The organism is Ruegeria sp. HKCCD7559 (assembly GCF_013110575.1).
Lineage (GTDB): Bacteria > Pseudomonadota > Alphaproteobacteria > Rhodobacterales > Rhodobacteraceae > Ruegeria.
Genome location: NZ_WVQU01000004.1, coordinates 185,311 through 207,782, shown reverse-complemented (window position 1 = coordinate 207,782; position 22,472 = coordinate 185,311). Strand labels below are relative to the sequence as shown.

Genomic DNA, 22,472 nt, shown 5'->3' with positions numbered 1-22,472 from the left:
TACCCCTCAGTCAACGATAGCAAGGCAGGATTTCGGTGTTTTCCCTGGTTCGTCGCGCGGCTTTGTCCGTGCTGTTCATGTCGTCGGTCGCAGTTCCGGCCTATTCGGAAACGGGCGCCGGGTCTTATCTGGCCGGGCGGCAGGCGATTTACGAAAACGACTATTCTGCCGCTGAAAGATACTACGCTCAGGCTCTCAGGTTTGATCCCCAAAATGCGCTGTTGCAGGAAAGCGTTGTCGTTGCACGCATCGCCTTGGGGGAAGTGGCGCGCGCGCTGCCGATCGCCCAGCAGATCGAGGAAGCAAACCTGCCCAGCCAGGCTGCGCGTATGGTAATTTCGGCCAATCTGATCACCGATGGGAAATTTGACGACCTGCTGGCCCGTGACCCTGAAACACAGGGTGTTGGCCCCCTTGTTGACGGCCTGATGATCGCCTGGGCCCATCTGGGGCAGGGTGAGATGACCAAGGCGATGGAACAGTTCGATTCTGTCGCGACACAGGATGGTCTCAGGGAGTTCGCGCTTTACCACAAGGCGATGGCATTGGCGTCTATCGGTGATTTCGAAGGCGCCGAGGCGATACTTGCCGACAATGATGGAACGGTTGCCCGGTTCTCTCGTCGTGCTGCTTTGGCCCGCACCGAGATTCTGTCGCAGCTGGATCGCAACGAAGACGCCGTTCAGTTTCTGGACGATGTGTTTGTGGCGGGCAGTGACCCGACCATCGAGTCGTATTTGAGCCAGTTGGCGGCGGGTGAAACATTGCCGTTCACCCATGTCCGATCCGCTCAGGACGGCATGGCCGAGATTTTTTTCACCGTCGGTGCCGCATTGAACAGCGAAGCATCAGCCGATTACGTTCTGCTGTACGCACGCCTGGCCAGTTTCCTGCGCCCCGATCATGTGGATGCCATTTTGCTGAGCGCGGATCTGCTGGACAACTTGCAGCAATATGATCTGGCGGTTGAGGCATACCGCCAAGTCCCGGCGGACAGCAACGATCACCATGCGGCCGAATTGGGCCGCGCCGAAGTTCTGGACCGTTCGGGAAAAACCGATGCGGCCGTCGAGGTGTTGCAGAACCTGGCTGCGCAGGACCCTGATTTTCCGGGTGTGCATGTCGCTTTGGCAGATTTGCAGCGCCGACAGGAAAACTATGCCGCTGCCGTGGCCTCTTATGACACTGCGATCGCGCTGACGGATAGCGCGGCGGGTGGGAATTGGTTCCTGCATTACGCACGTGGCATCAGTCATGAAAGGCTGAAGCACTGGGATCAGGCCGAAGCTGATTTCCGCCGAGCGCTGGAACTAAACCCGGATCAACCTCAGGTTCTGAATTACCTTGGGTATTCTCTGGTTGAGCGCAAAGAAAAGCTGGATGAAGCATTGGATATGATCGAGCGCGCAGTAGCTGCGCGTCCGGACAGTGGCTATATCGTGGACAGTCTGGGCTGGGTACTGTTCCGTCTGGGGCGTTATGACGAGGCCGTCGAACACATGGAACGTGCGGTTGAGCTGATGCCGGTGGATCCGGTGGTCAACGATCATCTGGGTGACGTCTATTGGGCTGTCGGGCGCGCGCGCGAGGCCGAGTTCCAGTGGAGCCGCGCCTTGTCCTTCATCGACCCGGAAGACACCGACGGCGAAGCCGATCCGGATCGAATCCGGCGCAAGATCGAAGTCGGGCTGGATGCCGTTCTGGCCGAAGAAGGTTCGGAGCCATTGAAAGTCGCCAATGGAAATTAAGGCGTTTGCGCCCGCCAAGATCAACCTGACCCTTCATGTGACTGGCCGTCGAGACGACGGCTATCACCTGTTGGATTCGCTGGTTGTATTCGCCGATCTGGGTGATCGGCTGACATTCACCCCCGGCCCCGAATTGTCCATGGACGTGCGCGGCGAGTTTGCCGGCGGAGTCCCTACGGACAGCCGAAATCTGGTCTGGAAGGCGGCAGAAGCTGTCGGTTGGACCGGTCATATTCAACTGACCAAGTCCTTGCCCCATGGGGCGGGCATTGGCGGAGGGTCGTCTGATGCCGCGGCCACGCTTGGGGCCCTGGCAGATCAGGGCCACGACCTTCCGCGGGGCCTGCCGTTGTCATTGGGGGCGGATGTCCCCGTCTGCCTGGAAGGTCGGGCGATCAGAATGCAGGGCATTGGCGATCGTTTGAAGGCGGTGAACCTTCCGCACCTGCCCGCCCTTTTGGTCAACCCAAATGTCCAGGTGCCCACCGGTGCCGTTTTCAACGCGCTGGCGTCCAGAGACAACCCGCTAATGCCTGAAAGCATGCCTGAGTTTGACAATGCTGATGAGTGCGCCCAGTGGCTGCGCAATCAACGCAACGATCTGCAGGTGCCCGCCATGGACATCGCACCTGAGATCGAGCAGGTGTTGGACGAGTTGCAGATGACCAATCGCGCGCTCATGGTGCGCATGTCAGGGTCAGGATCAACCTGTTTTGCGTTGTATCCGACGATGAAAGACGCGCATTTTGCGGCCTATGAGATCGGCGCAGCCCATCCTGATTGGTGGTGCCGCGCCACACAGCTCAGTTGAGACGTGAAACCACGTAATCGGCCAATTCGCGCAGCAGACTGCGAATATCGTGGTCAGGCAATACATCCAAAGCGGCTTTGGCCTTGTTTGCCCAACCCAAAGCGTCTTGCCGGGTTTCTTCCAGCGTGGCGTATTTGTTCATCAGACCCAGCGCCTGATCCAGATCCCCGTCCTGTTGGCGGCCCTTTTCGATCGTACGTTCCCAGAAGGCGCGTTCTTCCGGCGTGGATTGCGCCACGGCTTTGATGACGGGCAGGGTCAGTTTCCGTTCACGGAAGTCATCGCCAACATTCTTCCCGGTCGCCTTGCTGTCGCCCTGATAATCCAGCAGGTCATCGGCAATCTGGAACGCGATGCCCAGTGAATCACCATAGTCGAAAAGCGCTTTGACCTGCTCTTCCGAGGCACCTGCGATCACGCCGCCCACTTCGGTCGCGGCTGAAAACAATGCCGCCGTCTTGCCACGCACGACCTGAAGGTAAACGCTTTCATCCGTACTCAGATCGGTTGCGGCCGTCATTTGCAGCACTTCGCCTTCGGCAATGGTTGCAGAGGCATTGGCCAGAATATCCAGAACGCGCAGCGAGCCCGTTTCCACCATCAGCTGGAAACTGCGTGAAAACAGGTAATCGCCAACCAGAACACTGGATTTGTTGTCCCAAAGCAGATTGGCGGTCGGGCGGCCCCGTCGCTGTGCGCTTTCATCCACGACGTCGTCATGCAGCAGGGTGGCGGTGTGAATGAACTCGACCGTCGCGGCAAGGCGCACGTGATGGTCGCCGGAATAGCCAAACAGGCGTGCTGCGGCCAGTGTCAGCATCGGGCGCAGGCGTTTTCCACCTGCTTCGACCAGATGCCGCGTCACTTCCGGGATGCGTGGCGCATGGTCCGATGCCATCCGCGTGCGGATCAGCCCGTTCACGGCCTCCATCTCGCCCGCCAGAATTTCAGCGAGACGCTCATGCGGTTTTGAGATCATGTCGACGGTCATCACACTCCTGATACAAGGCTCGACTTTCGCCTCGCCTTGCCCTTACATCCATCCCCATGAAAGAACTGTTGCGCAGTACCGATCCGACAATCCTGGCCTTTGCATCCGCTCTCCTTGAGGGCGAGGATATAGACTGCTTTCAGATGGACGTAAATATGAGCATCCTCGAAGGTGGTATCGGGATTTTCCCTCGTCGGCTGATGGTTCGGTCCGAAGACCTGACCCGGGCCGAGCGTGTGATGCGCGACAACGAGATCCCGCTGGGCCGATGATGCGCTTCGACGACAATGAATTGACGTGCAACGATTTCCTTGGTGGCCGGGTGCGATTGCTGCAACCTGCGTCAGGTTACCGCGCCGGGGTAGACCCTGTTCTGCTTGCCGCATCGGTCCCTGCAAAGGCCGGGCAATCCGTGCTTGAACTGGGATGTGGCGCGGGGGCTGCCATTTTATGCCTGTCCGCGCGGGTGGCGGGGCTGCAAATGGTTGGGATCGAATTGCAACCGGCCTATGCGGATTTGGCCCGCCGCAATTCGGAAATCAACGGCTGTGATCTGGACGTGATCGAGGCTGACCTGAACGCTTTGCCTGATGACCTCCGACAGCGGCACTTTGATCACGTAATCGCGAACCCGCCCTATTACCGTTCTGGGGCGCATAGCCCCGCCAGCGACACAGGGCGAAGCATTGCACTGGGCGAAAATACGCCTCTGATCGACTGGATCACCGTTGCGGCCAAACGCCTTGCCCCTCGGGGGTTCCTGCACGTGATCCAGAAAGCCGACCGTCTTCCCGATATGCTGACGGCTTGTGAGGGGAAACTGGGTTCAATCGAGGTGCTGCCGCTCAGCGCGCGGGTGGGCCGCGAGGCAGAACTGGTCATCCTGAGCGCCCGCAAAGGGGGACGCGCGGCATTTCGCCTCCATGCGCCGTTGATTCTGCACGCCGGTGAGCGCCACGAAAAAGACGGTGAAAGCTATACCGAGGCGGTCTCAGCCGTGCTTCGACAGGCCGCTCCGTTGCCTCGGGACTTGTGCCATCGGCAATGACCAGCCGAATTTGTCGGATTTGTTACAGATTCTGTGCGTCTGCAGCGTGACAGGGTGGAAACGATGTGGTCAAATTCTTACGTGACATACAGACACATAAACAAGGAGGATCGCAATGAGCGTGAGCGCACATCTGACGGAACTGAAGAAAAAGCACGAATCTCTCGGTCTAGAAGTGGAACAAGCCCAACGCTCGCCAGGTATCGATGATCTCCATATTGCTCAGTTGAAAAAGCAGAAGCTCAAGCTGAAAGAAGAGATCGAACGCCTGTCCGCTTAAGTTTTCAGGCTGGCGCGGGCCGCTATCAAGGCCCCGCCGGTGATCAGAAAGGCCGCGATCGCAAGCCCCCAGGACGGGGTCGCGATCCCGGCCACTACCAAAGCAAGGGTCGACAGTAACGGGGCCGCATAGGATGAGGTTCCGAGGATTTGGATGTCGCCTTGCTTGACGCCTATGTCCCAGACGTAGAACGCCAGCCCGACGGGCCCAAGGCCGAGTGCCAGCACCGACGCCCAGCCCAGTGCCGTATCGGGCAGTACAGTGTCTTCCACCGCCAGATGAAGCAGTCCCGAAGCCGATGCAGCCGCAAGGCAGAAAATTGCGACGGAACTGGTCGGCGTGCCCTCCAGTTTGCGTGATAGAACGGAATAGCCCGACCATGTCAGTGCGCACAGCAAGGCCAATGCGTATCCGGGCAGGTATTGGGCCTGAAAGCCCGCGCCGCCACCCCCGGCAATGATTACAGCGGCCCCTGCGAATCCAAGGCATGCCCCGATCAGGTGGCCGATACGCAGATGCTCACCCGGAAGCAGGCCCGACAGAAGCACAATGAGCAGAGGCCAGAGATAAGCGATCAGCCCGGCCTCGGCAGCCGGCGCCATGCGCAGGGCCGAAAAATACAGCGCGTGATAGCCAAATAGGCCCAATGCGCCAAACAGGTAGGTCGTCCAGGGAACTTGCTTTAGATCGCTCAAACCACCTGTCGCCGTTGCCCAGACAAGCCCAAGCGCACCACCAATCGAAAAGCAGATCGTGTTCAGCAGCAGGGGCGGCGTGGGCGCCGACCCGACAGTGAACAACGCCAGCAAGGCCCATAGCAAGACAGCCACGAAACCGATGGCCGTTGCGCGCATTTTGGTCATGGGCGGGAAACCTCTTCAATCGGTACAATTTTGAACTCATCCGATATATGCGCGGTTTTTTCAATCTCGGTCAGGAACCAATCGCGAAACGCCGCGATCTGAGGTTTCTTTTCAGCCCCCGGCAGGCACAGAAACCGGAACCGGCCTTGTGTTTCCAGGGCCACCTTGAACGGTGCAATCAGGCGGCCTTCGGTCAGGTCCTTGAGAATCATGGCGCGTCGCCCCAGTGCCACGCCGACACCGGCAACAGCGGCATCAATCGCGTGATCGGCATTGGAAAAATGCGCGCCATGGGTCGGAGTAAAATCCACCCCCACGGCACGGAACCAAGCGGGCCAATCGCAAGGCGGGGTCAGAAAGCTGATCGAATCGTCATGGATCAGCGGGGCGTCGCGCAGGCTGTCTGGCGTGGTGAATTGTTCTGCAAGTTCCGGTGTCATGACCGGGGTCAGCCATTCCTTTCTGACGGGAAAGGAATACAGCCCGTCATCGGCCGAATTCCCGAAACGGATGGCGACGTCCACGTCGTCCCGCTCCAGATCCATGTTGCGCAGCGTGGCCGAGAATTTCAGATCGATCTCGGGATGCGCCCGAGCAAATTCGTAAAGCCGCGGCGCTAACCACTTGGCGGTCAAAGCTGGGCCCGCGGTGACGGTCAGGCTTGTGTCATCTTCCTGTCTGCGCACTGCACGCCATGCGGCTTGCAAGGTGGCAAACCCTTCTGCCGCACCAGGCGCAAGGGCACGGCCCGCCTCGGTCAGTTCTACGGCGCGGTTCAGACGACGAAACAGCGGCCGCCCAAGGTGTTCTTCAAGCGACTTGATCTGAAAGGACAGGGCGGCTGGCGTCACATGCAGCTCTTCCGCCGCCTTCGAAAAAGACATGTGCCGGGCTGCGGCGTCAAAAGCACGCAACGCGGTCAGCGGAGGCAGATAGTCACTCATAGTGAAGGAAAACTTAACTGATGTCTCAAGAAAGCTCGTTTGTCGTGTTTGTTTTTAGCCTCTATATTCACATCAGGTCAAATAAAACTGATTTGAAAAGGAGGCTGTCATGATCGAGATGACAACAAATCCCGCCGCCCAGATGGCGATTCTGCGTGCCCACCAAGAGCGCAGCAGGGTGATCTGGCAGTTTTGGGGATGGATATTCGGTTCCCGCTGATCGCAGCGCGCGCGTTCTTACGGGATCAGAAAGGGCCGGCCCAAAGGGACCGGCCCGTTTTTAGTTCACAACTCTGGATCAGACGAAGAACTGCGCACCGTTGGCCGAGATCGTCGAACCGTTGATGAACTGCGAATCGTCCGATGCCAGGAAGACCACGCAGCGCGCGATTTCCTCTGGCTCACCCAGGCGGCCGGCCGGGATTTGGCCAATGATGGACTCGCGCACCTTCTCGGGCACAGCCATGACCATTTCGGTTGCGATATAGCCGGGGCAGATCGCGTTGGCAGTGATCCCCGCCCGCGCGCCTTCCTGCGCCAGGGATTTTACGATGCCCAGGTCACCTGCCTTGGTCGCTGCATAGTTCACCTGAGCGAACTGGCCTTTCTGACCGTTGATCGAGCTGATGACGATGACACGACCGAACTTGCGCTCTCGCATGCCGGGCCAGACAGGGTGCACCGTGTTGAACACGCCGGTCAGGTTGGTGTCGATCACGTCTTTCCACTGATCAGGTGTCATTTTGTGGAATGGTGCATCGCGGGTGATGCCGGCGTTGGCGACGACCACATCGATGGGGCCAACCTCGGCCTCAACCTTTTCAATACCTGCTTTGGATTCGTCATAATCGGCGACGTTCCACTTGTAGGTCTTGATCCCGGTTTCGTCAGTGAAATTTGCGGCGGCTTCGTCATTTCCCGCATAGGTGGCCGCAACGTTGTATCCTTCGGCTTTGAGCGCCTTGGAAATTGCTGCGCCAATGCCGCGGGAACCGCCGGTAACGAGTGCTGTTCGTGCCATTTATGACTCCTTCAATTATAGTCGTCTTAGTAATGCTGTTACTCTGAGAGATGGTTGTGCGCAATATTGTTTCGTCTTGAATCTTGGATTCCGGGCGGCAATATCGTCGCATCCAACGGTTGGAACCTCAATGTAACAAAAAAAGGCGCCCACCGGGCGCCTAATTCTATTTGATTGCCAACGCGCTTAGTCGCGCTCCACACAAAGGGCAACGCCCATGCCGCCGCCGATGCACAAGGTCGCCAGACCCTTTTTCGCATCGCGACGCTTCATTTCGAATAGCAGGGTGTTCAAAACACGGCACCCCGAAGCGCCGATCGGGTGGCCGATGGCAATGGCGCCGCCGTTTACGTTCACGATCGACGGATCCCAGCCCATATCCTTGTTCACGGCGCAGGCCTGTGCGGCAAAGGCTTCGTTGGCTTCGACCAGGTCCAGATCGTCTACCGACCAGCCTGCTTTTTCCAGTGCTTTGCGCGATGCATAGATCGGGCCGACGCCCATGATTGACGGGTCCAGACCGGCGGTCGCATAGGACGCGATGCGCGCCAGAGGTTCGATTCCCCGCTTTTCGGCGTTTTCGGCTGACATCAACAGTGTCGCGGCCGCGCCGTCGTTCAATCCCGAGGCGTTGGCAGCGGTGACCGAACCGTCCTTGGTGAAGGCCGGACGCAGTTTGGCCATGGCTTCCATGGTTGCGCCATGACGGATGTATTCGTCCTTGTCCATCACGATGTCGCCCTTGCGGGTCTTGATGGTGAAGGGCACGATTTCGTCTGCGAACTTGCCGGCCTTTTGTGCTGCTTCGGCCTTGTTCTGCGAAGCAACGGCGAATTCATCCTGCATCTCGCGGCTGATCTGCCATTTCTCTGCAACATTCTCGGCAGTCTGACCCATGTGATAGCCGTTGAAAGCATCCCACAAGCCATCGCGGATCATTGTGTCGATATACTTCATGTCGCCCATCTTGTGACCGGCGCGCAGCGCGGCGGCGTGGGGCGACAGCGTCATGTTTTCCTGACCACCAGCAGCGACGATTTCCGCGTCTCCCAGCTGAATATGCTGGGCGCCCAAAGCAACGGCGCGCAGGCCCGAGCCACAAACCTGGTTGATTCCCCAGGCCGCGCTTTCCTGCGGCAGACCGGCGTTGATGTGGGCCTGACGTGCGGGGTTCTGCCCCTGGGCGGCTGTCAGAACCTGCCCCATGATGGTTTCGCTGACTTCGCCTTTTTCCACTCCGGCGCGCTCGACAACTGCTTCCAGAACGGCAGCGCCCAGATCATGGGCAGGTGTGTTCGCAAACGAACCACTGAAGCTGCCAACACCTGTTCGTGCGGCGGATGCGATTACTACGTTGGTCATATGATCAGTCCTTTACCGTCATGGGACAGCGGAATTTCTGACGGCGCAGGTCGAAAGATGTCCTCTCGAAACAAGAGCGCCCCGTGATCCCCCGCTCAAGTACTCTTGCAATAGCGTAACGCTGCACATGCAGCAACGGGCAGCTTGTCTCAGTGTCGGAAATGGTAGGAAAATGTCGATGAACAGGCAATCAACTGCCTGTTTTTGATCTGTTTTCCTGCTTCCAGGGTTCCGCAACACTGGGTGCGCCATACAAGAATCCTTGCAGGCAATCCACGCCACTTGCCACCAAGAAAGCGGCATCCTCCTGCGTTTCAACCGATTCGGCCGTGACCAGAATTTCGAATTCACGGGCCACCGCGATCAGGGCCCGCACCAAAGTCTGGTTGTCGGGATCGTTGCTGATGCCCCGCACGAACTGGCCATCGATTTTGGCTGCGTCGAACAGAAACTCGCGAAAATGGCGAAAGCTGAAATTGCTGGCGCCAAAGTCATCCAGCGCAAAAGCGATGCCGCGATCCTGCAAGCGGTCCATGAAGTCGACAACCAGCTCAGGCACTTGCATGGCCGAGCTTTCGGAGATTTCGAGGATCAAGCGTTCGCCCAATCCGGCATCTCGTTTCAGGAATCTGTCCAGTATTCTGGACCAGTTGGAATAACCGATCGAGCGCGCAGACATGTTGATCGACAGGCGTATTTCCGGGTTCCTCGCCAATGTGCGCAACCCAAGCTCCAACGCGACGCAGTCCAGATCGCGGCCGATAGGAGTGTTTTCGACCTGAGGCATGAATTCTCGCGCCGGGATGACGCGGCCGGTTTCGTCCAGAACCCGAATGAACCCTTCGTAAAACGCGACTCGGTACGGGGCGTGCGCCTGTATCACCGGCTGAAAAGCCAGTTTGCACTGCTTATGCTTCACTGCATCGGTTGCCATCTGCACAACCGAACGATCCCGCGTCGAAACGGCCGTATTCAACGGACTTTCCGACCCCTCAGGCAGATGTGCCAGTTTTTTATTTCCCATAAGCGCGGATTCCCATGTGTCCGGGACAGGTGTCCGGTCACAGTCTCGGGGCAAAGAGATGAATCTGCGGTTAAGGGTTCGGAAAAATTTCCGTCTCGCGGGCTCAGCGGGTGGATTGCCACGCGCGTGTCAAAGAAGCTGCCGCGCCAAGTATCGCGCCCATCGCACCTAGCGCCATCATTGCAAAACCCAATGCGATCAGGGCTGCAACGGCGCCCCCAAGGGCTGCGAGCATGGCCATCAACAGGCCGAACAGGCCGAAAAAGGTTGAAATGGTTGTCAAACGATTCATAAAGACCCTCGCTCACTCACACACGGCGCCTGTCGTCTGATATGGCGCTCAATGGCCGAGATTCAAGGCACAATCAGGGTGCAGCCGGCTGTTTCAAGCCTGTTCTGCTTGTCCGCTGGGCAGCTTTTTGTCCAGATGCTCAAAACCGGGCGTTCCGCGGTCTTCCGGGTGGCGCGCCAGATGCTTGGCCTTGATCTGTTCCGAACTGTCCCGGCTGCCGTCATGGCTGTACCCAGGTGGGGCAAAGCAGTAGGCCAGCCGCTGTTTCAGGGTCAAACCCGGCTGGGTCGCGTCGCGCCAGATGGCCACCCATTCGTGAAAGGCCACCCGCAGGGGATTGAAAGTGCCGATATTGTGCACCAGGCCATAGTCCACCCGGTCGTCCTCCTGCTCGGGGACGAAGGTGCCGAACAGCTTGTCCCAGATGATGAACACCCCGGCATAATTGCAATCCAGATAGCGTGCGTTGCGGCCGTGATGGGCGCGGTGGTGACTGGGGGTGTTCATTACCGCCTCGAACCAGCGGGGCATCTTGCCGATGGCCTCGGTGTGAATCCAGAACTGATAGATAAGATTGAGGCCACCGACGAACAAAACCATCGCAGGATGGAACCCAAGCAGGATCAGTGGGGCGCGTACGACCATCATGAAAGTAAACGTATAAGTCCAGGTCTGCCGCAGCGCGGTCGTCAGGTTGTAGTGCTGCGAGCTGTGATGGTTTACGTGGCTGGCCCAGACCCAGCGGATGCGATGGCCAAAGCGGTGGACCCAGTAGTAACGCAGATCGTCCAGGACAAAGCACAGGATGATAACCGGAATTGACGTACCCAGGTTCATCGGCGTGATCTGCCAAAGCCACATGAAAAACGCATAGGCGATAAAGCCCAGCAAAAAGCCCGATGCGATGTTTCCGGCCCCCATGATCAAAGAAGTCACCGCGTCGCGTGTTTCATAACGCCCGCCTTTGCCTTTGACTGCGATCCACAGAAACTCGGCCAGAATTGCTGCGATGAAAAAGGGAACGGCCCATTGCACCGCATCGGGAAAACTAATTTGGTCTGTCATGCGGGCTCCATCAGGTCACGCCAGTGATGGCGTTCGAATTCGTCCAGTCGGATGAGTGTTTTGGGCACCGAGAATTCGTGAAACAGAATCTCAAATCCTTCCGGATGATCCAGAAGATCATAGTCCAGCAGATGCCGGGCCACGGTGTCGGCCCCGAAGGACCAAAGCAACCCATTGCCTGAACTGGTGCGCACCATCGCGGCGTGGCCATCATGGGAAACCGTGACGTCGACCACATCATCGTCCGGAAAGTGACGTGCCCATTGTGATCGTGCAATGTCGGGCGTCAGCATCACTTGCTGCGATTTGCCGGTGAGATGCAATAACAGGGTGACACCAGCTATGCCGCCGACGACCAGCGTCAGTAGAATTTCAAGTGGCATTCCATCCTCCTGAGCGCAGAGTGCAAAGGAGTTGAAACTCTGTCAAAGGTGGCGTTGCGTCAGCTGTTTTCCAGCCGTTCCAGTATCTCGTGTTGCACCACACGTTCGACGAAGGGCACCAGCCCCTCGGGGCCGGATGTACGATCCTTCAGATGGATGCAGATATCCGGGCGCCGGGCGGCAATTATGCCCACCATTTCACCACGGATCGTGTCGTCAAGCCCCGCGCCCAAGATGGCGCAGGCAATTCGGGGCTCGGCATCCAGCTGTTTCCGGACCTCGTCCGTGTCATGTGCGCCCAGCCACTGAATCGGCAGATGATCCAGTTGCCGTGCCACATCACCGATCACATTTGGCAACCGTCCGATCAAAAGAACCACCGGCTTCATCGTCGCCTCCTTCCTATAAGGTCACAAACGAAAACCGGCCCAATTGGGCCGGTTCGAGTGTATCACAAACAGGCGGACGCTGCGCCATTCGTCAGCTATTGGATTCCACAAGCGTCGAGATAATCGCCTTCGCACTGTCCGAGTTCCACTCGGCGTCGCCGATCAGCCGGGCGATTTCCTGCCCTTCGGGGTTCAGGATGACCGTGATCGGCAAGGCGATGACGCCGAACTCACGGGCAGCGGCTGAACTGGGGTCCTGGTGACGGGGCAGGTTGGCGATGCCGTTCTCTTCAAAGAACTTTTTGATGCCGGCAGGCGAGTTGCGGCCCGTGGCCAGTGTCAGAACCTGAAACTTGTCGCCGCCGAACTCTTCCTGAAGTTCAGCGATCTGAGGCATCTCTTTGCGGCAGGGCGCACACCAGGTGGCCCAGAAATTCAGCAGCACAAACTTGCCCTCATAATCGGCAAGCGTGCCGACACCGCCGTCATCTTCCAGCTGGAATTCGATTGATTTGGCGGGTTTCGGTTCCTTGTGCAGGATAAGACGTTTCAGGCTCTCTTCCCGCAGAGGGGCAAGCGTCTCGGCATCGGTCGCCAAGGCGGCATTTGCACCCAGCGCAAGGGCCATATAAAGGGGGATCAGACGAAATAGGCGCATATCAACTCCGGGTTTTCTTACATGACCGATCAATCCTCGAACCAGATGTGGGGCGGCCGCTTTGCCGCCGGTCCAGACGCGATCATGGAGGCAATCAACGCCTCGATCGGGTTCGATCAGCGGATGGCAGCCCAGGACATCGCAGGCTCGCGCGCCCATGCGGCCATGCTGGCAGCCACAGGCGTCATAAGTGATAGTGACGCCGAAGCCATTCGGGAAGGGCTGCTCACCGTTTTGTCAGAAATCCAGAACGGAGAGTTCCAGTTCTCGACCGCGCTGGAAGACATTCACATGAATGTCGAGGCACGTCTGAAAGAGATCATCGGAGAGCCCGCAGGCCGTTTGCACACAGGCCGGTCACGCAATGACCAGGTCGCAACCGATTTCAAGCTCTGGGTTCGTGATCAGCTGGACGCTGCTGAGAGCGGCTTGCTGGCCCTGATCCGCGCGCTTTTGGCGCAGGCCGAGGCCGGGGCTGATTGGGTCATGCCGGGCTTTACCCACCTGCAAACGGCGCAGCCGGTGACATGGGGCCATCACATGATGGCCTATGTCGAGATGTTTGGCCGTGATCTGTCCCGCGTTCGTGACGCCCGCGCCCGGATGAACGAATCGCCACTGGGTGCTGCGGCGCTGGCCGGGACATCGTTCCCCATCGACCGCCATATGACGGCCGAGGCGCTGGGCTTTGACCGGCCTGCCGCCAACTCGCTGGACGCCGTCAGCGATCGTGACTTCGCGCTGGAGTTCCTGTCCGTGGCCTCGATCAGCGCCGTGCATCTGTCGCGGTTTGCCGAGGAACTGGTGATCTGGTCTTCGGCGCAGTTCCGTTTCGTTACCCTGTCGGATCGGTTCTCAACCGGATCGTCGATCATGCCGCAGAAGAAAAACCCCGATGCGGCAGAGCTGATCCGCGCCAAGGTGGGTCGGATCTTTGGCGCCAACACGGCGCTGATGATGGTGATGAAGGGCCTGCCACTGGCCTATTCCAAGGACATGCAGGAAGACAAGGAACAGGTCTTTGACGCCGCCGACAACTGGATGCTGGCGCTGGCCGCGATGGAAGGCATGGTCAAGGACATGACCGCCAACCGCGACAGCCTGGCCGCCGCCGCCGGCTCGGGCTTTTCAACCGCGACCGATCTGGCCGACTGGCTGGTTCGGGTGCTGGGCCTGCCCTTCCGCGACGCGCATCATGTTACCGGATCGCTGGTGGCCATGGCCGAGAAGAAGGGCTGCGACCTGCCCGATCTGACGCTGGACGACATGCAGTCGGTCCATGCCGAGATCACAAATGACGTCTACTCTGTCCTTGGAGTCGAAAATTCTGTAAACTCACGCCAGTCCTATGGTGGCACAGCTCCTGATCAGGTGCGTGCTCAGGTTGAACGATGGAAGGCAATGGTGTGATGACCGTGCTGCGCGCGATTCTGATTGCAGGGTCCGGCCTGATGCTGGCCGGATGCGGAGCCGATGGTGAGCCCGTTCAGCCAGCGCCCGCTCAGCCAACTGTCAGTGCAACCGTCGGTGTCGGCTCTGGCGGAGCGTATGTAGGCGGTGGCGTAGGTCTGAGCCGTGGCCCGCTGGGGATCTACCTGGGATTCTAAACCACTTTCATATTGCGCATCGGTTTTATATCCACCAACGTGAGTTGGCATGTCGGTGCGCATGTCATCCAAAGAAAAGATACTGAAATGAGAACACTAGGACTGTTTCTGGTATTTGCGGCTTTGACGGCTTGCGAACCTACATCGGCAAGACGCCCGGAACCTGCGGCAGAGCCCAAACAATCGGGCACCGGAGTTTCGATCTCGGGCTATGGCCGGGTTGGAGTTTCGACCCGAAATTAAACTTGGTCGATGGGTTCGGAATCCATTGATCCGAAGCTATCTTCTGGTCTAAGCGCGCAGACATGGATCATTTTCTCTACCGCGACGGCGCGCTATTCGCCGAGGATGTCCCTGTCTCCGAAATCGCTGCCGCGGTCGGAACGCCGTTCTATGTCTACTCCACAGCAACCTTGCTGCGGCATTTTCAGCTGTTTGACGATGCGCTTGACGGCACGGACCACCTTGTCTGCTATGCGATGAAAGCGGCCAGCAATCAGGCGATCCTGAAAACTCTGGCAAAGGCGGGCGCAGGGATGGACGTGGTTTCGGGCGGGGAATACCTGCGCGCCAAGGCGGCGGGCGTTCCGGGCGACAAAATCGTGTTCTCTGGCGTGGGTAAAACGGCGGATGAGATTCGTACCGCACTGACCGGCGGCATCCGTCAGTTCAACGTCGAATCCGAGCCCGAGATGGAAGTGATCAACGCCGTTGCACTAGAATTGGGTGTGGTTGCGCCGATTACTGTAAGGGTGAACCCGGATGTCGATGCCAAGACCCATGCCAAGATTGCCACGGGCAAGTCCGAGAACAAGTTTGGCATTCCGATTGCCCGTGCCTCGGAAGTTTACGCCCACGCTGCCAGCTTGCCGGGGTTGGAGGTGATCGGCATCGACGTCCATATCGGCTCGCAACTGACCGAACTTGAGCCTTATGAGCTGGCCTACACAAAAGTAGCCGAGCTGACCGAACGCCTCCGTTCTGAAGGTCACAACATTCGGCGTCTCGATCTGGGTGGCGGTCTGGGCATTCCTTACACCCGGTCGAACAACGCACCCCCCTTGCCGATTGAATATGGTGCGCTGGTCAAGAAAACATTGGGGCATCTTGGCTGTGAGATCGAGATCGAGCCGGGCCGCCTGATCGCGGGCAACGCCGGGATCATGGTTAGCAAGGTCATCTACGTGAAATCAGGCGAAGGTCGCGATTTTTTGATCCTTGATGGGGCGATGAATGACCTGATCCGCCCGGCAATGTACGAAGCTTACCACGATATCGTCGCGGTGCAGGAACCTGTCGCCGGTGTGGAACAGCGCCCTTATGACATCGTGGGCCCGGTCTGCGAATCCGGTGACACTTTTGCCAAACAACGCAACATGCCGCCGCTCAAATCGGGTGACCTGATCGCCTTCCGCAGCGCGGGTGCCTATGGCGCGGTGATGGCCAGCGAGTACAATACCCGCCCGCTGATCCCCGAGGTTCTGGTCAATGGTGATCAATTTGCAGTCATTCGTGAACGACCAAGCTTTGACGAAATCATAAACCGCGATACCATACCTTCATGGCTTTGACGCGATGATCGCGCGGGCCTAACCCCGGAGGCCCGTCTTGTCCGACCGTTCAAACCTGCCCATTCCGCGCCTGTCCGTGTGGCTGACTCATGTCGGCATGGTGGCAGAACAGGTGTTGCGCGCGTTCTGGCCGGCGTTCTCGATTGTACTTGCTCTGCTTGCGGCTTTGATGCTGGGGCTTCAAGATGTTGTTTCCGTGGAAATTGTCTGGGCGGTCGGCGCGCTGTCCTTGGGGTCGTTTTTGACGGCTGCGGTGCTTGGCCTGAGGGGTCTCAAGTTGCCTTCGCGCGCCGAGGTTTTGATGCGGCTGGATGAGACCTTGCCGGGACGCCCAATTCAGGCCTTGATGGATGATCAGGCTATCGGTGCGGCCGATCGGGATTCCGTGGCGCTGTGGCAAGCCCACAAAGCCCGGATGGCGCAACGGGTCGCGACGGCCGAGGCCGTGAAACCAGACCTTCGGCTGGCATCGCGAGATCCTTATGCACTGCGCTACGCGGCGTTGCTGGCTTTTGTCGTAGCGCTTGTTTTCGGCTCTTTGTGGCGCGTGGGGTCTGTGGCGGACATGGCCCCGGGCACTGCTGCCGCCGGGCAGGGGCCGACTTGGGAAGGATGGGTCGAACCTCCGCGCTATACGGGCCTTCCAACGCTGTATCTTGCGGACCAAACGGATGCAGAGCTTGCCGTTCCCAAGGGTAGCCGCGTTACCTTGCGGCTTTATGGTGAGGTTGGCGCACATAGCCTGACGGAAAACAGCTCGGCCCTGGGGGCCGAGGCGGCGACCGACCCCGAGCAGGAGTTCGTGGCAGAACGCTCTGGCCAATTGCGCATCGACGGGCCAGCGGGGCGGGAATGGGCCGTTGAGATCATTGACGACACGGCACCACAGATAGCCGTGGCTGGATCGGCTGAGGCCGAGGCGGGCGGGCAGATGAAGCTGCCATTCGTCGCAGGAGATGACTATGGTGTGGTTGCAGGCTCTGCCCTGATCGAACTGGATCTGGCTGCCGTTGATCGCCGCTATGGTCTGGCGGCAGAGCCCGAACCACGCGAAGCGATCGCAGTTGAACTGCCTATGCCGATCACCGGCGACCGGGTGGATTTTGCAGAAGATCTGATCGAGGATTTCTCGCAACACCCATGGGCGCATTTGCCGGTTCGGATCACCTTGATGGCCACGGACGCGGCGGATCAGCAATCGTCTTCCGAACCTTATGTGACCGATCTTCCGGCCCGCCGGTTCTTTGATCCGCTGGCCGCTGCGGTGATCGAACAACGGCGCGATCTGCTGTGGTCGCGGTCCAATGCGCCTCGGATCGCGCAACTGCTGCGGGCTGTATCTCATCTGCCAGAGGACCTGTTTCGCTCGGAAACTGCCTATTTGCGTCTGAGGGTCGTGCTGCGGCGGCTTGAGACCTTTGATCAATACGGGCTGAAACCCGAACAGCAGGCAGAGATCGCCCAGGCGCTCTGGGATCTTGCCGTGTTGATCGAGGACGGCACGCTTGCGGATGCGCTGGAACGGATGCGGCGCGCGCAGGAACGTCTGACCGAAGCAATGAAGAACGGCGCCAGCGACGAGGAAATCGCGGAACTGATGCAGGAATTGCGCGAAGCGACGCAGGATTACCTCCAACAACTGCAACGGTTGGCCCAGCCGAACGGCGAAGATGGTGAGCGTCAGCAGGGCCAGAACGGCGAGTCCCTGCAAATGACGCAGGATGATCTGCAACGCATGATGGACCGCATTCAGGAGCTCATGGAACAGGGCCGGATGGCCGAAGCCCAGCAGGCACTGGAAGAGTTCCAGCAGATGATGGAAAACATGCGTGTGACTCAGGGCCAGGGCGGAGGGCAGCAGTCCGAAGGTCAGCAGGCCATGGAAGGTCTTGCGGAAACCCTGCGCGAGCAACAAGGTCTGAGCGATCAGGCCTTCCGTGATTTGCAGGAACAGTTTAATCCAGGTGCTCAATCCGGTGAAAGCCAGGGCAATGAGGGACGCAATGGCGGGCAAGGCCGGGGGCAAAGCCACGAAGGTCAGGGCGGTCAGGGGGAAGGCTCGGATCAGGCTGGCGAAGGCCAGCAGGGTCAAGGCTCACTTGCGGATCGGCAGCAAGCGCTAAGAGATGAGCTGAGCCGCCAGCAACAGGGTTTGCCCGGCGCCGGTACGCCCGAAGGTGACGCCGCGCGCGAGGCGCTGGACCGGGCCGGGCGCGCCATGGACGAGGCGGAACAGGCCCTGCGTGGGGATGATCTGGCCGAAGCCATCGACCGGCAATCCGAGGCGATGGAAGCCCTGCGCGAAGGGATGCGTTCGTTGGGTGAGGCGATGGCGCAGAACCAGCAGAACCAACCGGGGCAAGGAACGCAGGATGGCGACATGCAAGCCAACAATCGCGATCCGCTGGGCCGAAATCCGGGTGCCGCCGGTTCGATTTCAACAGATGAGAATTTGCTGCAAGGCGAAGACGTGTATCGCCGGGCGCGGGAACTGCTGGATGAAATCCGGCGCAGAACCGGGGAATCGGACCGCCCCCAGATCGAACTGGAATACCTGAAACGTTTGTTGGAGAGGTTCTAGACCTCAGTTCTGGGCACCGGATCCAGCCTGTGCTTCAAGCCAGATACGCGCCTGATCCACAAGCGACACGTATGAGCTGAGCAACGGGTCGGCCTGAGGGACCGCTTCGCTGATCTGTTGGGCATTGCCATAGATCAGATACAGAACCACGCCGATGATCAGCATCAACGCGAAGCCGCGCAGGAATCCGCCCGATTTGCGGGGTGGCTGCGGGACTTCTTCCGACTCGTCAGATCGCATTGTCGAATTGATGGCTTCAACATCCGGCAGCGCGTCTTTCTGCCCGGCATCGACAGCGGTTTCCGAAGCCGAAGGCCGCTTGGGGCGCACCTTGGGTTCTGGTGGCGTATCCAGCCCCAGATCGGGCTGGCTCTCAAGGCTGCTGCCTTCCTGCGCCCGCAATTCCGCTTCGCGGGCAGCTTCCTCTTTCAGAATGCTGGCAACGGACGGATCGACATTCCCTGTAGGCGCAGCGGGTTCTTCAACTTCTGGCTTGTCTTCGGATACCGCTTCTTCAACAGGACCCGGCTCGGCGTCTTGCGGAGCGTCGACCACGTCGGGCGATGTGTCATCCTGTTCGGGGGTTTCCGCTTTTTTGTCCGGTGCGCCTGCGGCTTCGGCAGGGTGCTTCGCTTGAAACCAGGTCTGATCACAGTTGGAACACTGTACGTCGCGGCCTTCCTCGGGGATGACCTCGTCAGGAACCTCGTACTGCGCGCTGCAATTCGGACATGTAAGACGCATGCTGCCTCCTCGGCCGGGCGAAGGGCCGATAATAGTTTTTTCAGGAATGATATTCGGTTAAGACCCAACAGCAAAGAGCGTTTTCGGTTTCGCGGGTCAAGTGTCACCAATTGGACCCGGTAGAGCCATTGAAACCATCACCATGCTCGGGCAAGAAGAGCGGCAAAATAACGGGGGCACGTGTGATCGAGCTGGAAAATGTCAGCTACACCTACGGTGGCGGCGAGTTGCTGAGTGATGTCTCGGTACAATTGCAGCCGGGTTCGTTTCACTTTCTGACCGGGCCTTCCGGGGCGGGCAAGACCACGTTGCTCAAGCTGTGCTATGGTGCCCTGCTGCCGAGCTCGGGGCGGTTGAGTGTGTTTGACCAGGATATTTCAACCCTTGATCGCGACCAGCTGGCCGTATTGCGTCGCCGCGTTGGTGTCGTGCATCAGGATTGTCAGTTCCTTGACCACATGACGCTTGCCGAAAACGTCGCGTTGCCGCTGATGGTGTCCGGGCGTTCGGAAACATCCGAGCAGGAAAACCTGACCGAGCTGCTCAGCTGGGTGGGACTTGGCGCCAGGCTCGAAGCGCTCCCGCCTGAACTGTCCGGCGGCGAGCGGCAAAGGGCCGCTCTGGCGCGTGCCGTCATATTGTCGCCTGACGTGGTTTTGGCGGATGAGCCGACGGGCAATGTTGACTGGGAAATGTCGCAACGGCTGCTGCGTCTTCTGATCGAACTGAACCGGATGGGCAAAACCGTCCTGATCGCCACCCATGATCTGAGCCTGATCCGCGCGGCCAAAAGCCAGGTACAGGCTCGTGTCCTGCGTATTTCGCAGCGCAAGCTGCAACTGGCGGGGGCGGATCTATGATCATTCCTGATCTCAAAAATCTGTTGCGCGGTGACAAACGGGCAGACCGGGTTGTTCCCCCAACGGGATATACGGCACACCTGACCCTGTTTGTCGCGGGTGCGATGGCGTTTCTTGCAGTATTCGCACTGGCCCTGTCTCTGGCTTCGGGGCGCATTGCGGATCGCTGGGCCTCGGAACTGGCCGGAGCTGCAACCCTGCGCATCAACGCGCCAGTGGAACAGCGTGCGGCCCAGACCGAGGCCGCGCTGACCGTTCTGAGCCAGACGCCTGGCGTGGCCTCGGCCCGTGCTTTGACGCAGGAAGAGCAGGCGGCGTTGCTTGCCCCTTGGTTCGGGCCGGATCTGCCGCTGGATACGCTGCCCGTGCCGCAGCTTATCGAGATCATTGAAACCGAACCGGGCATCGACGTGGCTGGGTTGCGTTTGCGACTGGGGGCCGAGGTGCCGGGCGCCGTGCTGGATGATCATACGCGGTGGCGGGAGCCTTTGGTTGATGCGGCGATGTCCCTGCGTCGTCTGGGGTGGATTTCGATCCTGCTGATCGGTGGTGCGACCGCGGCCATGATTACTCTTGCCGCCAATGCGTCGCTTGCCGCAAATGCCCAGATCATCGAAGTGCTGCGCCTGGTCGGTGCACGCGATGGGTTCATAGCGGGCGCATTCGTAAGGCGGTTTACATATCGCGCATTCTTTGGGGCATCAGTCGGTACATTGCTGGGCATGACCGGTGTTCTGATGCTGCCCGAAGCCTCGGAATCGGGTGGTTTTCTGGCCGGCGTCGGCTTTCAGGGCAAAGACTGGGCGTTGCCGGTTCTTATCCCGATCCTTGGTGCCATGGTCGCGTTTTTTGCTACTTGGGCTGCGGCCCGACGCAAATTGAAGGAGCTTTCCTGATGTTGATGGCTGTTCAATGGGTTAGGTCATTGATCTTCATGATCGTGATCTACGCCTGGATGCTGATCCTTGGCATTGTCTTTCTGCCCTATGCACTGTTTTCCAAGGCTGGCGCCCTGAGGGCGTGCAAGACCTACGCGCGCAGCACCATGTGGCTGGCTCGTTGGATGGTTGGCATTCGGTGTGAAGTGCGGGGTACGGTTCCAACGAATGAAGTGGTCATAGCCGCAAAACACCAGTCGTTTCTTGATATCATCATAATTTTTGATGCCATTCCGCACGGCAAGTTCATCATGAAGCGCGAGCTTTTGTTTACACCCGTCATTGGAATGTATGCGCGGCGACTTGGCTGTATTCCGGTCAATCGCGGCAAGCGCGGTGCTGCCGTGACCAAGATGGTCAAGGATGTATCGAAAGAGTTTTCGGAACCCGGGCAGCTAGTGATTTACCCGCAAGGGACACGTGTGGCGCCCGGTGCGAAGAAACCTTACAAGGTTGGAACAGCCGTTCTTTACGAAGGGCTCGGCTTTCCCTGCGTTCCGGTCGCGACGAATGCCGGCGTCTTCTGGCCCCGAACGGGTGTCATGCGCAAACCGGGCCTTGCGATCGTCGATTTCCTCGACCCAATCGAGCCGGGTGTTGGTCGGGACGAATTCCTTGCCCGGCTGGAAGATGTGATAGAAACGCGTTCCAACGAGTTGATGCGGGAAGTGGGGTTTGATCCGGATGGAGCACATTCGTGACATCGAAACGCTTGAATCTTTGTATGGTCGGCCCGGTGCTCCGTCCTTGCGAAAGGTCGTTCATCAACTGACGCCCCTCTATCGCAAGTGGATCCTTGCATCGCGCCTGTGTGTGCTCAGCACAGTTGGCCCTGAAGGTGTGGATGGTAGCCCTCGGGGCGATGATGGCCCGGTGGTGAAAGAGCTGGATGCGAATACGCTGGCTCTGCCGGACTGGCGCGGCAACAACCGTCTGGACAGTTTGCGCAATATCGTGCGCGATCCACGTGTTTCGCTGATGTTTCTTGTTCGGGGGGCCAACAACGTCGTTCGGGTGAACGGGTTGGCGCGGGTAACGGCGGATGAGACCCTGCGGCACCAATTCGAGAAGGTCGGCAAACGCCCGGCGACCGTTATCGTCGTTGAAATCGCCGAGATATACAGCCAATGTGCCCGTGCTTTGATCCGGGCGCGCATCTGGTCAAGCGGTGATGACAGCGGCGATCTTCCCACGATAGGTCAGCTTCTGTCCGAGGCATCAGACGGCGCGGAAGGCGGCGCGCAATATGACGAGGAATGGCCTGCACGCGCCGCAAAAACGATGTGGTAGAT

Annotated in this window: 26 protein-coding genes; 14 read left to right on the top strand and 12 right to left on the bottom strand. The window is 59.0% G+C overall.

Going from position 1 to position 22,472, the window contains the following annotated elements; genetic code table 11:
* Positions 1 to 77 precede the first annotated feature (77 nt).
* Positions 78 to 1,748, top strand: coding sequence for a tetratricopeptide repeat protein (locus GS605_RS13330; RefSeq protein ID WP_171724352.1), 1,671 nt, complete (start codon positions 78 to 80; stop codon positions 1,746 to 1,748).
* Positions 1,738 to 2,559, top strand: coding sequence for a 4-(cytidine 5'-diphospho)-2-C-methyl-D-erythritol kinase (locus GS605_RS13325; protein WP_171724284.1), 822 nt, complete (start codon positions 1,738 to 1,740; stop codon positions 2,557 to 2,559). Before GS605_RS13330 ends, GS605_RS13325 begins: the two co-directional genes overlap by 11 nt.
* Here GS605_RS13325 and GS605_RS13320 read toward each other — a convergent pair.
* A complete protein-coding gene (locus GS605_RS13320) occupies positions 2,552 to 3,550 on the bottom strand; it encodes a polyprenyl synthetase family protein (RefSeq protein WP_171724283.1) in 999 nt (332 codons plus the stop codon). The genes GS605_RS13325 and GS605_RS13320 overlap by 8 nt on opposite strands.
* A gap of 56 nt (positions 3,551 to 3,606) precedes the next feature.
* On the opposite strand from GS605_RS13320, the gene GS605_RS13315 reads away from it, so the two are divergent.
* The 3 genes from GS605_RS13315 (at position 3,607) to GS605_RS13305 (ending at position 4,878) form a co-directional block, all read left to right on the top strand.
* Positions 3,607 to 3,822, top strand: coding sequence for a DUF2007 domain-containing protein (locus GS605_RS13315; RefSeq protein ID WP_152456800.1), 216 nt, complete (start codon positions 3,607 to 3,609; stop codon positions 3,820 to 3,822).
* Complete coding sequence (locus GS605_RS13310; RefSeq protein WP_171724282.1) at positions 3,819 to 4,598, top strand: tRNA1(Val) (adenine(37)-N6)-methyltransferase; 780 nt, start codon at positions 3,819 to 3,821, stop codon at positions 4,596 to 4,598. Before GS605_RS13315 ends, GS605_RS13310 begins: the two co-directional genes overlap by 4 nt.
* A gap of 115 nt (positions 4,599 to 4,713) precedes the next feature.
* Entirely contained in the window at positions 4,714 to 4,878 is a 165-nt protein-coding gene (locus GS605_RS13305) for a YdcH family protein (RefSeq protein WP_083445267.1), read from the top strand.
* Here the strand turns inward: GS605_RS13305 and GS605_RS13300 are convergent.
* From GS605_RS13300 to GS605_RS13255, 10 genes are all read right to left on the bottom strand, one after another.
* Positions 4,875 to 5,741, bottom strand: a complete 867-nt coding sequence (locus tag GS605_RS13300; protein WP_171119723.1) for a DMT family transporter — start codon at positions 5,739 to 5,741, stop codon at positions 4,875 to 4,877. The two genes, GS605_RS13305 and GS605_RS13300, sit on opposite strands and share 4 nt — an antisense overlap.
* A complete protein-coding gene (locus tag GS605_RS13295) occupies positions 5,738 to 6,685 on the bottom strand; it encodes a transcriptional regulator GcvA (RefSeq protein WP_171724281.1) in 948 nt (315 codons plus the stop codon). Before GS605_RS13295 ends, GS605_RS13300 begins: the two co-directional genes overlap by 4 nt.
* Positions 6,686 to 6,983: 298 nt before the next feature.
* Positions 6,984 to 7,706: an acetoacetyl-CoA reductase gene (gene phbB / locus GS605_RS13290; RefSeq protein ID WP_171724280.1), complete on the bottom strand. Its 723-nt coding sequence runs from the start codon at positions 7,704 to 7,706 to the stop codon at positions 6,984 to 6,986.
* Between the two features lie 186 nt (positions 7,707 to 7,892).
* A complete protein-coding gene (locus GS605_RS13285) occupies positions 7,893 to 9,068 on the bottom strand; it encodes an acetyl-CoA C-acetyltransferase (protein ID WP_170346332.1) in 1,176 nt (391 codons plus the stop codon).
* A gap of 190 nt (positions 9,069 to 9,258) precedes the next feature.
* Entirely contained in the window at positions 9,259 to 10,092 is an 834-nt protein-coding gene (locus GS605_RS13280) for an EAL domain-containing protein (protein ID WP_171724279.1), read from the bottom strand.
* Positions 10,093 to 10,195: 103 nt separating this feature from the next.
* Positions 10,196 to 10,384, bottom strand: coding sequence for a hypothetical protein (locus tag GS605_RS13275; RefSeq protein WP_171634969.1), 189 nt, complete (start codon positions 10,382 to 10,384; stop codon positions 10,196 to 10,198).
* Between the two features lie 93 nt (positions 10,385 to 10,477).
* Positions 10,478 to 11,449 (bottom strand): sterol desaturase family protein, encoded by a 972-nt coding sequence (locus GS605_RS13270; protein WP_170346335.1) that lies wholly within the window; start codon positions 11,447 to 11,449, stop codon positions 10,478 to 10,480.
* Positions 11,446 to 11,832, bottom strand: a complete 387-nt coding sequence (locus tag GS605_RS13265; RefSeq protein ID WP_171724278.1) for a hypothetical protein — start codon at positions 11,830 to 11,832, stop codon at positions 11,446 to 11,448. The genes GS605_RS13270 and GS605_RS13265 overlap by 4 nt, the downstream gene beginning before the upstream one ends.
* Before the next feature lie 59 nt (positions 11,833 to 11,891).
* Positions 11,892 to 12,221, bottom strand: coding sequence for a hypothetical protein (locus GS605_RS13260; RefSeq protein ID WP_152456810.1), 330 nt, complete (start codon positions 12,219 to 12,221; stop codon positions 11,892 to 11,894).
* A gap of 91 nt (positions 12,222 to 12,312) precedes the next feature.
* On the bottom strand, positions 12,313 to 12,879 hold the full coding sequence (locus GS605_RS13255) for a TlpA disulfide reductase family protein (RefSeq protein WP_171724277.1): 567 nt from the start codon (positions 12,877 to 12,879) through the stop codon (positions 12,313 to 12,315).
* Positions 12,880 to 12,900: 21 nt separating this feature from the next.
* On the opposite strand from GS605_RS13255, the gene argH reads away from it, so the two are divergent.
* From argH to GS605_RS13230, 5 genes are all read left to right on the top strand, one after another.
* Positions 12,901 to 14,289 (top strand): argininosuccinate lyase, encoded by a 1,389-nt coding sequence (gene argH / locus GS605_RS13250; RefSeq protein WP_171634964.1) that lies wholly within the window; start codon positions 12,901 to 12,903, stop codon positions 14,287 to 14,289.
* Positions 14,271 to 14,486: a hypothetical protein gene (locus GS605_RS13245; protein WP_224854660.1), complete on the top strand. Its 216-nt coding sequence runs from the start codon at positions 14,271 to 14,273 to the stop codon at positions 14,484 to 14,486. Before argH ends, GS605_RS13245 begins: the two co-directional genes overlap by 19 nt.
* Before the next feature lie 87 nt (positions 14,487 to 14,573).
* Entirely contained in the window at positions 14,574 to 14,729 is a 156-nt protein-coding gene (locus GS605_RS13240; protein ID WP_171229797.1) for a hypothetical protein, read from the top strand.
* A 62-nt stretch (positions 14,730 to 14,791) separates the two neighbouring features.
* Positions 14,792 to 16,057: a diaminopimelate decarboxylase gene (gene lysA / locus GS605_RS13235; RefSeq protein WP_171634961.1), complete on the top strand. Its 1,266-nt coding sequence runs from the start codon at positions 14,792 to 14,794 to the stop codon at positions 16,055 to 16,057.
* A 37-nt stretch (positions 16,058 to 16,094) separates the two neighbouring features.
* Positions 16,095 to 18,638: a TIGR02302 family protein gene (locus GS605_RS13230; protein WP_371807760.1), complete on the top strand. Its 2,544-nt coding sequence runs from the start codon at positions 16,095 to 16,097 to the stop codon at positions 18,636 to 18,638.
* 3 nt (positions 18,639 to 18,641) lie between these two features.
* On the opposite strand, the gene GS605_RS13225 is transcribed toward GS605_RS13230, so the two are convergent.
* Complete coding sequence (locus GS605_RS13225) at positions 18,642 to 19,382, bottom strand: zinc-ribbon domain-containing protein (protein ID WP_171634958.1); 741 nt, start codon at positions 19,380 to 19,382, stop codon at positions 18,642 to 18,644.
* Between the two features lie 182 nt (positions 19,383 to 19,564).
* On the opposite strand from GS605_RS13225, the gene GS605_RS13220 reads away from it, so the two are divergent.
* The 4 genes from GS605_RS13220 to GS605_RS13205 are packed head-to-tail and all read left to right on the top strand — an operon-like array spanning position 19,565 to position 22,470.
* The gene (locus GS605_RS13220) at positions 19,565 to 20,242 is read left to right on the top strand and encodes a cell division ATP-binding protein FtsE (protein WP_152456816.1); all 678 of its coding nucleotides are present in this window, start codon (positions 19,565 to 19,567) and stop codon (positions 20,240 to 20,242) included.
* The gene (locus GS605_RS13215) at positions 20,239 to 21,138 is read left to right on the top strand and encodes an ABC transporter permease (protein WP_171724276.1); all 900 of its coding nucleotides are present in this window, start codon (positions 20,239 to 20,241) and stop codon (positions 21,136 to 21,138) included. Before GS605_RS13220 ends, GS605_RS13215 begins: the two co-directional genes overlap by 4 nt.
* Positions 21,138 to 21,881: a 1-acyl-sn-glycerol-3-phosphate acyltransferase gene (locus tag GS605_RS13210; protein ID WP_171233122.1), complete on the top strand. Its 744-nt coding sequence runs from the start codon at positions 21,138 to 21,140 to the stop codon at positions 21,879 to 21,881. The genes GS605_RS13215 and GS605_RS13210 overlap by 1 nt, the downstream gene beginning before the upstream one ends.
* On the top strand, positions 21,865 to 22,470 hold the full coding sequence (locus GS605_RS13205) for a pyridoxamine 5'-phosphate oxidase family protein (RefSeq protein ID WP_171724275.1): 606 nt from the start codon (positions 21,865 to 21,867) through the stop codon (positions 22,468 to 22,470). Before GS605_RS13210 ends, GS605_RS13205 begins: the two co-directional genes overlap by 17 nt.
* Positions 22,471 to 22,472 lie beyond the last annotated feature (2 nt).